The following is a 9,661-nucleotide window of genomic DNA, read 5'->3' on the forward strand; positions in this document are numbered from 1 at the left end:
GGCGGCGCCCGGCCCGACACGGTGACGCTGCGGCTTGCCCAGGGCGTCCGCAAGATCGAGGAGCCGGAGCAATGACAGCCGTCACAGCCAATGCCGTCTCGCTGAGCTGGTACGAGGCGAGCGCCAGGCAGCGCATCGACGCGCTGCTCGATGCCGGCAGCTTCTCTGAATTCATCGGCCCCGAGCTGCGCGAGATCAGCCCGCATCTGTCGATCTTCGACCTGCCCGAGCAGTTCGACGATGGCATCGTGGTCGGGCGCGGCCGGCTGGACGGCGCGCCGGTGCTCGTCGCCGCGCAGGAAGGACGCTTCATGGGCGGTGCCTTCGGCGAGGTCCATGGCGCCAAGCTCGCCGGCCTGTTGCGCGCCGCACGCGCGCTCAAGCACGACGTGCTGATCCTGTTCGACACCGGCGGCGTGCGGCTGCAGGAAGCCAATGCCGGCGAGCTCGCCATTGCGGAGATCATGCGCGCGGTGGTCGAGGCGCGTCGCGCCGGCGTCAACGTCGTCGGCCTGATCGGCGGACGTGCCGGCTGCTATGGCGGCGGCAGCCTGATCGCCGGCACCTGCTCGCGGCTGATCATCTCCGAGCAGGGCCGGCTCAGCGTCAGCGGCCCCGAAGTGATCGAGACCAACCAGGGCATCGAGGAATTCGACTCGCGCGACCGCGCCCTGGTCTGGCGCACCATGGGCGGCAAGCACCGCTATTTGATCGGCGGCGTCGACATGTTCGTCGACGACGAGGCGCTGGCATTTCGCCAGGCCGCGATCGATGCGCTCAAGGCCGGCAAGCGATGCGATGTCGCGGTTCTCGAAGCCGAACAGGCGCGGCTAAAGCGGCGGCTGCAGCGCTTTGGCGAGGCCGAGGATGCCGTCGAGATCTGGCGGACTCTCGGCATCGGCAATCCGTCCGATGTCCCCGCACTTCCGACCGCCGCCTTCCTCCGCGCCGCCAACGACAGGGAGAATGCCGATGGCGCTCGATGACATCCTGGCCAGCCTGTTTCCGAACGGACGCAAGATCGACAGATCAGGCGAGATGATCGCGGGACGGGCGGTGCTGCCCGACGGCGGACCTGTCCATGTGCTCGGCATCATCGGGGGAGAGCCGCTCGGCGTCGACGAGGCGATCGTGCTCGCGAGCCGCGTGATCGACATCGTCAAGTCCGGGGACCGGGCGCCGATCTTGTTCCTGGTGGATTCCGCCAGCCAGCGCATGAGCAAGCGCGACGAGCTGCTCGGCCTCAGCGAATATCTGTCGCATCTCGCCAAGGCGCTGCTGCTGGCGGAGGCCGAGGGGCATCGCACCGTCGGCCTGCTCTATGGCGGCAGCGCTGCCGGTGCGTTCATCGCGACCGCGCTCGCCACCGGCACGCTGGTGGCGCTGCCCGGCGCCCATCCCGCGGTGATGGACCTGCCGTCGATGGCGCGGGTCACCAAACTGCCGATCGATGTGCTAAAGGCCAAGGCCGAAGCCACGTCCGTGTTCGCGCCCGGGCTCGACAACATGGTGCTGACAGGCGGCGTTCACGCCGTCTGGGACGACAGCGCACCGCTGGCGCCGCAGCTTGCGGCCGTGTTGCAACGGTCGCAAGGACGGGATGATCGCAGCCGGCGCGGTACCGAGCGGGGCGGCCGGCGCAAAGCTGCCGAGATCGCCGATCGCGTTGTTGCGCTCGCGGCACATCGGGAACCGCTACATGGCTGAAGCTCTCGCACGCCACAGCATGGTGAAGGCCTCGACGACCGGATGGGCCGGGGTGATGGATCGCTATCCCGAGCTTGCCAGCGAGCCGATCGTCGCGAGCTGGATACATGCGGGACGTCCCCTCATCGTCCGCCGGCCGGCCTGCAGCGATACCGCCGGCCGCGTTCCGCTCGGTCTGCCGCTCCCTCCAAGCCATGGCAAACGGCGTATCGCCCTCTCTCTCGCCGCCGCCGATATTGTCGCATCCGCTCCGCCGCCCCTGCTGGCCGATGCCGCCGCCGCGGCGCCTGCGCACTGGAGCGCGACCATCGACCTCTTGCTTGCGCTTCTGCCGGAGACGCGCACGTTCGGCAGTCTGGCCTGGGAGCATCTCACCGGCCTTCCATATCTTTCCGAGAGCTCGGATCTCGATCTGCTCTGGCCGCTGTCAGCAGTGACGCAAGCCAAGATCCTGCCATCCGATATTGCCGCGATTGCCAGGCAGGCGCCGATGCGGCTGGACGGCGAGATCACGGCTCCCGCCGGGGGCGTGCAATGGCGCGAGCTGACCGGCGATGACGCGGACGAGGTCCTTGTGAAAGGTCCGGCCGGTGTCACGAGCACGACGCGCGCAGCTTTTCTGGGGGGTGCGGCGTCATGAACCCGGCGCTGAGATGGCAAGCGCTGCCAGAGCGCGCGCGCCGTGCGGAGCAGCTCGGTCATCTCGCTTCGCTCTGCCTGAAGCGCGAAGTCGAGACCTATCCGAAGCCCGGCCTCGTCAGCCATGTCGACAACGGCGCGCATCGCGATATGGATGCCGCACTGCTGTGCCGAAGCGCCGACACGCTGGCACCGTTCTTCCACGAGCTCGCCGCCGCAGGCGCCGTGGGTGCCGGCATGGACCGGCTGCGCGCGATCGGGGTTGCGGCCGAGCGCGCGATGCTGGCGGCGACGTCAGGCGTGAACACGCATCGCGGCGCGATCTTCGGGCTGGGCCTGCTTTGCGCCGCGGCCGGCTATCGCGAGGCGCTCGGCATCCGCAAGCCGCTCGGCGAAGTGGTCTCGCAACGATGGGGCAAGGCCATCCCCGACGGCCCGATCTTGCTGCGCAGCCACGGCGCGGTGGCTGCGCGTCGCTATGGCGCCGGCGGCGCCAGGGCAGAAGCTGCTTGCGGTTTCCCCTCCGTCTATGACATCGCCCTTCCCGCGCTGCATGCGGCACGGATGCTCGCGCCTGACGATGACGAAGCGGTCCGCGTTCAAACCTGCATGGCATTGATCGCCGAAGTCGCCGACACCAATCTGCTGCACCGGGGCGGAGCCGAGGGATTGCGGTTCGCTCAAGATAGCGCGTCTGCATTCCTTGCCACCGGAGGCGTCGGCTCTTCGGGATGGCGCAAGCGCGCCGCCGATATTCATCAGGCGTTCGTCGCCCGCAACCTCAGCCCTGGCGGCTCGGCAGATCTGCTCGCCATGACCCTGTTCGTCGATCGGATGGGGCCCTGATGCTGGCACTGCTCTGCGGCGGACAAGGCAGGCTCTCGGACAAGATTTTTGATCTTGTCGCCGGCCAGCCCGCTGCCGAGCCGGTCTTCGCTGCCGCAGCAGCCCGTCTCGGGGAAGACCCGCGAGAGTTCGTGAGGACGCGGAACGCGGACGTGCTGTCCGCCAACCGCGTCAGCCAGATCCTGACCGTCACATCGGCCCTCGCGATCCACGCCCGCATTGCCGATCTGCTGACTGAGGAGACCGTGGTCACGGGTTATAGCGTAGGCGAAATGGCGGCCTGGAGCGTCGCAGGACTATGGACCGCCGCCGATGCGCTGCGACTGACCGATGTCCGCGCCCGATTGATGGACCGCGCGGCCGGCCCGGGCGGCCGGCTTGGCTATGTCCGCGGGCTCGATCAGACCACGCTCGGCCAGCTGCTTGCGAAGCATCGCTGCGAGATCGCGATCAGGAATCCCGATCTCCTCTATGTGGTCGGCGGCACGGAGCGGGATGTCATCGCTCTCTGCGATGAGGCGACAACGCAGGGCGCCGCGCGGGCCGGACTTCTCGCCGTCAGGATCGCCTCGCACACCTCACGGCTCGAAGCGGCCTGTAAGCCCCTGCAACAGGCGTTCGCGGCGAGCACGCACGTGCCTATTGCAGCTCAGCGGATCCTCCTCGCCGGAGATGGCGGCGAGCGCATCTTCTGTGCATCCGATGCCACGGCTACGCTCGCCGGCCAGCTCGCACGCCCGATCGACTGGGCTGCGACGCTGGATGCTCTCGCGGAGCAAGGCGTCGATCGCGTGCTGGACCTCGGCCCGGGACATGCGCTGGCCGAGATGATGCAAGGTGGCTTTCCGTCGATCCGCTGCTATGCGGCCGACGGTTTCCGCACCATCGGGGGCCTGCGCGACTGGATTGCCTCCGAGTAACGGGACCACTCACGCGGGCAATTTGCCGTCGGCTTCTCGACCCATCGGCAAGCGCGGACGCGGAGCGCGTTCGCCGCCGTTATCGCCGTTCGACAATGACTGTTCCCCTCACAACGAACAGGGTCTGATTGCCGCTAGGTTACTTCGGTAGTGACATAGGTGTTGGAGGAACGCTCCGCAGCTCGTTTAAGGCCGGCTGGCATCCGCTGCGCGGCTCGGTGACATGCCCCATCCGTCGGGAACAGTTCTCCACGCAGGTCTTCCGTCTTCTGACCGCGCACATGCTGATGAAAGAAGTAAAGAGGCATTGTTTCCTCCTCCATTCATCAGTCAACGAAGGCTAGCGCGATTTGTTCAAAAGTGAACTTTTGCGGGGTAGCCAAGGCGCATTTAGGTTTGTCCCCCACGGTGACGCGCCCGTTTGTTCTCTCTAAGACGGCTAATGGTTGATCAACTGCTTTGAGCAGGTTTCAGCCATGAAGCTTATTGCTACGCACGCGTATCCATATCTCGACGTTCAAACGTTAAGCGAGCGCCGAGCACGCCACACGTTGTTTCGATTTGGCGAGAATTCCTTTCTTATTGCACATGACTCCCGGTGATGATGGGGAGGAACACCAACTTCTTTGGTTGATTAGGCGGGCCGCGCTGCTCTGGATCAATCAGAGCGTTGAAGAATATAGATCGATTTGGGAGCTGCTGTAGCAGTGGAACCAACGGTGGAGACACGCAGGGCACCGCGATTCGCGCGGCCATGCCAGCGCAAGTCGAGGGAGTTTAATTCGACGTCTGGCGCGGCGCTGCAATTATTGGATGCGACCGACCGAATACTCGCCACCTTCGATTTGATCATCCCAGAGCACGGTCTGAGGTTGTCCTGTCGGGTGGCCTGGCGCGCACCCTCGCGGATGGGTGTAGCGTTTCTCTGAAAGTGATGCCATCGGCGGAGGCGAGCGTATGGCAACCAGGCGCAGGGGGAGGTTGACGGCGGGGCCCCTCTAGTGCGGAACGTCGGCCACCCGCTCGAGCTTCTTCAGACAGCGCGAGGTGCGGACGACGTCCGGCATCTCATAATCGGGGAAGTTCGTCTTCCAATTGGTGACACCGACCTCGCCGACATACATGTCGCCTCTGGAGTCCAGCGCGATCCCATGCGGCGCAAGGAATTTGTCGCTCGCAATACCGGGACCATCCTCACCGCCGAGCCGCGCGATGCGCTTGCCGTCGGCGTCAACGATCGACAGCCGCGGGCCGAGATTGGGCACCTTGCGGTTAACCGGCATGGCGGGGCCGAGCTCGCCGATGACGAAGGCGGGGTTCTTCGGCCCACCACAACAGCACAGCGCGCACGGCCGGTGCAGATTGTTCCACTGCGTCTCGTATTTGCCAGTGCCGTCAAACACCTGCACGCGATGGTTCTCGCGGTCGGCAACATAGACCCAGCCCTCGGCGTCAGTGACAATATTGTGCTCGATGTTGAACTGGCCGGGATCGGTGCCGGGCTCGCCCCAGCTCTTGATCAGCTTGCCGCCCGGCGTGAACTTGTGGATGCGCGCGTTGCCGTAGCCGTCGGAGACGTAGATCTCGCCCTTCGGCGACAAAGCCGTGTGCGTGCAGCGATGGAAGGGATCGCCGCTCATGAACGGAGCCGGCTTCTGGGGAACGCCGATCGTCAGCAGCATCTTGCCGTCCGTCGTGCACTTTCGCACAGTGTGGTCGCCGTCGTCGGTGCAGTAGAGATTGTCGTCGGCATCGATGTGCAGACCGTGGGCGCGGGAGAAGAGCCCCTCGCCCCAGCTGCGCAGGAAGTTCCCGTCACGGTCGAACACCACCATCGGGTGGACGCCGCGGTTGAAGACGTAGATGCGGTTCTTGCTGTCAACCGCGACGGAGGCGAAATCGGTGAGCTGCCAGCCGTCCGGCAGCTTCGCCCAATTCTCGATCACGCGGTAGCGATGCTCGCCCGAGCCGAGAATGGCTGACACCTGACCTCCCATCACTGCGTGCTGCGGCGCTTGGCCGCTCAGGCGAAGGTGCAGCCCTTGGACTCCAGAACTTTGCCGATACCGGAGAGCTCGAGGATGTCGCCGCCGGCCTTGAGCGCCTTCATCACGCTGGCTTCCTTGTCCTCGCGCGCCGCCGACTTAACGCAGACATCGGCGATGTTCTCCTTCGGCACGATCACGACGCCGTCGTCATCGGCGCTGACGATGTCGCCGGGGCGGACGGCGATGCCGCCGATGACGATCGGCTGATTGATGGTGCCGAGGGTCTCTTTGACGGTACCCTTCATGCAGAGGCCGTAGGAGAAGACGTTGAAGCCGGTGTCGCGCACCGCAAGGCCGTCGCGAACGCCGGCATCCGTAACGAGCCCGACGATGCCCTTGGCAACACAGGCGGTCGCCAGCACCTCGCCGAAGCCGCCTTGCTCGGGATGGTCGCCCGCGCTCACCACGAGCACGTCGCCGGGCTTAGCCAGCGAAATCGCTGTGATCAGCATCATGTTGTCGGCTGGATGGCAGGTCACCGTCAGTGCCGGTCCGCAGGCGCGCATCCCGGAATAGATCGGCTTGATGCGGGAGTTCAGCGCGCCCGATCGTCCTTGCGCTTCGTGAAGGGTGGAGGGAGGAAACTTCTTGATGCGCTCGACAAGCTCGGTGGCGGGCCGATCAAATGTCCTGATTACGTGCACCATGGTAACCTCCTTGCTGTCGCGATCTCCGTTACACCTCCATAACCAACCGCCTTGGGGCGGCAAATTCAGATTTTAGGATTGCCGCATCGTGTTTTGTTATGGCTCGTCCTTCGCACCGTCCGGAGGCGACGTTGAGCCAGCCGCGGCGACGGCAGCCGGGCCGAGCTGGGAATCGAACGGCCCCCAGCTTTTGATGATGATATCGAGGAGGATCTTATAGACGGCGAATGCAGCGTCGGACAGCGCAGCGTTATCGGAAATGCATAGCGACATCTGTTGCGACGCCGACCGCGCATTGATCCGTCTAATGCAGAGTTGGTCGAGATTCGGCAACTCTCTTGCTATCGACATGGGCAGCACTGCCGCGCCGACTCCGGCGGCTATCGCCGAAAAGAGGATCGATTGAGAATGGATCTCGGCGACGATGCGCGGGCGGAGTCCCACCTCGGCGCAGACCCGCTCGATGGTCTGTCGCAGGAAGGATTCCCGATATGGAAGAAGCAGGTCGAATTGCGCGACCTCCGCCGCCGAAATGTCCTCCGGAGGTATCTCCTCCAGATACGTGCTGCGGGGCGCGACAAGATAGAAGTGCTCGCGCATCAGCGGCTTGTAATCCAGCCCGGTTACCGGGCGCTCGCCGTACAGGACTGCCATATCCATGCTCCCCTTGAGCATCATTTCGCTGAGCATGACCCCTGAGCTGTCGTAGATGTGCGGCACGATGCCAGGATAGCGTTCGCGTATCTGCGTGAGCAGCGGGATCGCGAGCAATGCCGCCGAGCTGAGTGGGGCCAGACCGATCGTGACGTTGCCGGTCAGCTCCGGCTTGTTGTCCAGAATGGTGCGCCTTGCCTCTTCGATCTGCCGTTGGATCGACTTGGCATAGCGGTAGAGAATTCGACCGGCCTCGGTAGGCTTGACGCCGCGGGCGCTGCGGTCGAGTAGCTTGCACTTGAAATCCGCCTCCAGGCTCGCAATGTGCTGGCTCAGCGCCGGCTGTGCAACATTCAGGACCTTCGCCGCGCTCGTCATGCTGCCGAGATCCACGACCTTGATAAAGGCTTCCAAACGTTTCGTATCCAATATGGCGTCTCCGGATAACAGTCAGGGAGCAGTACAGCAGCAATAGGCTGAAGCTATGGGATCAGAAGGAATTGTTCTTACCATCTGGAACCTTGGGGGGCCTATAGGTAGTACTGCACTCGTCCGCCGCTTGCCTTGCAGCCGACGCCGCTCGTGCGGGTTGGACGGTAGCAGAGGAGCCCTTTGGATGGGATTTTCAGATTATCGAACGGCCTTGGTGACGGGCGCTTCCTCGGGAATCGGCGCTGCGACGGTTCGTCGCCTCAGTGCGGAAGGACTCCAGGTCTACGCCGTGGCGCGCGACGCCTCTCGCCTGAGCGCCCTATCGGCGGAGACCGGCTGCCGGCCCTGCGCCGTCGACATCAGCGACCTCGACGCGCTCGCCGCATTGGCGAAGTCGACCGAATTCGACGTCCTGGTCAACAACGCCGGCCAGTCCCGCCGCGGCAATATCCTGGACACCACGGCGGAGGATGTCGATGCCCTCATCGACGTCAATTTGCGCGCGGTCCTGCATCTGACGCGCCTCATCGTGCCGGGCATGGCCCGCCGCGATCGGGGCCATATCGTCAACATCTCCTCGATCGCTGGGCACTACGCATTCGCAGGCGGAAACACCGTCTATCACGCCACCAAGGCCGGCATTCACTCCCTGTCGCAGCAATTGCGCGTCGACCTCTACGGAACACGGGTCCGCGTCACCGAGATATCGCCGGCCCGGGTCGAGACCGAGGTGTTCGGCCGGTTGCTCGGTGATCTCGCCGAAGCCAAACGCCGCTTCTTCGACGACTATGATTCGCTTCAGCCCGAGGACATCGCCTATTCGATCGCATTCGCGGTCGGTTCGCCGGCGCGGATGAATGTCGCCTTCATGGAAGTCCTGCCGACCCAGCAGGTCGTCGGCGGCCTGAATTTTGCACAGAAGAGCCGGCCGCCTGCGGAGTGACGCATGAACGCACCGAACTCGGCGGGCCGCCAACGCGGAGCGTGATTGTGGACCTCTCCAAGATCGAACAGCTCGTGGATCTCGTTGCGCGCTCCTCGATAGCGGAGCTGGACCTGACGCAGGACGGCACCCGTGTACGCATCCTCAAGCGCGCGTCTGCGGGCCCGCCTGCGGTCCCGGCACAGCCTGTAAACCGGGCCGAGGTCGAGGCTCCTGCTCTCGATCACCAGGAAAGTCCGGCTCCCGAGGTTGCCGCCGACACCCTCGTGCCCGCGCCGATGCATGGCATCTTCTACCGGGCCGCGGCGCCGGACGAGCCGCCGCTGGTCGAGGTCGGCGCACGGATCGAAGCCGGGCAGAAGATCTGCATCATCGAAGCAATGAAGACCTTCATTGATATTGCCGCCGAGGCGCCCGGCGTCGTGCTCGCGGTCCTCGCGGAGAATGGTGAGGAGATCGCGGCGGGTCAGGCCCTGTTCCGGATCGGTCCCGCGGGTTCATCCTGATGTTCGACAAGGTCCTGATCGCCAATCGCGGTGAGATCGCGCTTCGCATCCAGCGCGCCTGTCGGGCGATGGGTCTCAAGACGGTCGTCATTCACTCTGAAGCTGACTGCGACGCGCGCTATGTCGCACTCGCGGACCAGGCACTCTGCATCGGGCCGGCGCCGGCGAGCAGCACCTATCTCAACATGGCGGCGATCCTTCTCGCGGCCGAGGTCAGCGGCGCCCAAGCCATCCACCCGGGCTACGGCTTCCTCTCGGAGAGTACGGAGTTTGCCGATCGGGTGGCGCGCGCGGGCCTCACCTTCATCGGCCCGCCCGC

The 9,661-nt window shown here is 64.9% G+C and carries 11 protein-coding genes and 1 pseudogene; 9 read left to right on the forward strand and 3 right to left on the reverse strand.

Features of this window, described 5'->3' with window-relative positions:
- The 6 genes and pseudogenes from AOQ71_RS48050 to AOQ71_RS17860 form a co-directional block, all read left to right on the forward strand.
- Window positions 1-75: pseudogene (locus tag AOQ71_RS48050) on the forward strand (malonate decarboxylase acyl carrier protein); the annotation flags it as partial.
- Window positions 72-986, forward strand: coding sequence for a biotin-independent malonate decarboxylase subunit beta (locus AOQ71_RS17840; protein WP_057748583.1), 915 nt, complete (start codon window positions 72-74; stop codon window positions 984-986). The pseudogene AOQ71_RS48050 and the gene AOQ71_RS17840, both read left to right, overlap by 4 nt.
- Window positions 973-1,707: a biotin-independent malonate decarboxylase subunit gamma gene (gene mdcE, locus AOQ71_RS17845; protein ID WP_057748586.1), complete on the forward strand. Its 735-nt coding sequence runs from the start codon at window positions 973-975 to the stop codon at window positions 1,705-1,707. The genes AOQ71_RS17840 and mdcE overlap by 14 nt, the downstream gene beginning before the upstream one ends.
- Window positions 1,700-2,347: a malonate decarboxylase holo-[acyl-carrier-protein] synthase gene (gene mdcG, locus AOQ71_RS17850; RefSeq protein ID WP_057748589.1), complete on the forward strand. Its 648-nt coding sequence runs from the start codon at window positions 1,700-1,702 to the stop codon at window positions 2,345-2,347. The genes mdcE and mdcG overlap by 8 nt, the downstream gene beginning before the upstream one ends.
- Window positions 2,344-3,192, forward strand: coding sequence for a triphosphoribosyl-dephospho-CoA synthase MdcB (gene mdcB, locus AOQ71_RS17855; protein WP_057748591.1), 849 nt, complete (start codon window positions 2,344-2,346; stop codon window positions 3,190-3,192). Before mdcG ends, mdcB begins: the two co-directional genes overlap by 4 nt.
- Complete coding sequence (locus tag AOQ71_RS17860; protein ID WP_057748594.1) at window positions 3,192-4,112, forward strand: acyltransferase domain-containing protein; 921 nt, start codon at window positions 3,192-3,194, stop codon at window positions 4,110-4,112. Before mdcB ends, AOQ71_RS17860 begins: the two co-directional genes overlap by 1 nt.
- 998 nt (window positions 4,113-5,110) lie before the next feature.
- Here AOQ71_RS17860 and AOQ71_RS45150 read toward each other — a convergent pair.
- The 3 genes from AOQ71_RS45150 to AOQ71_RS17875 all read right to left on the reverse strand — a co-directional run bounded on the left by AOQ71_RS45150 (window position 5,111) and on the right by AOQ71_RS17875 (window position 7,890).
- A complete protein-coding gene (locus AOQ71_RS45150; protein ID WP_057748735.1) occupies window positions 5,111-6,097 on the reverse strand; it encodes a peptidyl-alpha-hydroxyglycine alpha-amidating lyase family protein in 987 nt (328 codons plus the stop codon).
- Between the two features lie 38 nt (window positions 6,098-6,135).
- On the reverse strand, window positions 6,136-6,807 hold the full coding sequence (locus tag AOQ71_RS17870) for a 4-carboxy-4-hydroxy-2-oxoadipate aldolase/oxaloacetate decarboxylase (RefSeq protein ID WP_057748598.1): 672 nt from the start codon (window positions 6,805-6,807) through the stop codon (window positions 6,136-6,138).
- Window positions 6,808-6,903: 96 nt separating this feature from the next.
- Window positions 6,904-7,890 (reverse strand): LysR substrate-binding domain-containing protein, encoded by a 987-nt coding sequence (locus AOQ71_RS17875; RefSeq protein WP_162268376.1) that lies wholly within the window; start codon window positions 7,888-7,890, stop codon window positions 6,904-6,906.
- Window positions 7,891-8,077: 187 nt separating this feature from the next.
- On the opposite strand from AOQ71_RS17875, the gene AOQ71_RS17880 reads away from it, so the two are divergent.
- The 3 genes from AOQ71_RS17880 to AOQ71_RS48055 form a co-directional block, all read left to right on the forward strand.
- On the forward strand, window positions 8,078-8,836 hold the full coding sequence (locus AOQ71_RS17880) for an SDR family oxidoreductase (protein ID WP_057748605.1): 759 nt from the start codon (window positions 8,078-8,080) through the stop codon (window positions 8,834-8,836).
- Window positions 8,837-8,883: 47 nt separating this feature from the next.
- Entirely contained in the window at window positions 8,884-9,342 is a 459-nt protein-coding gene (accB, locus tag AOQ71_RS17885; RefSeq protein ID WP_063958258.1) for an acetyl-CoA carboxylase biotin carboxyl carrier protein, read from the forward strand.
- The coding region (locus AOQ71_RS48055; protein WP_283809603.1) for a biotin carboxylase N-terminal domain-containing protein at window positions 9,342-9,661 on the forward strand (320 nt) is incomplete at its 3' end. The genes accB and AOQ71_RS48055, both read left to right, overlap by 1 nt.

It is taken from the genome of Bradyrhizobium manausense (assembly GCF_001440035.1).
In the GTDB taxonomy this organism is placed as follows: Bacteria; Pseudomonadota; Alphaproteobacteria; order Rhizobiales; family Xanthobacteraceae; genus Bradyrhizobium; species Bradyrhizobium manausense.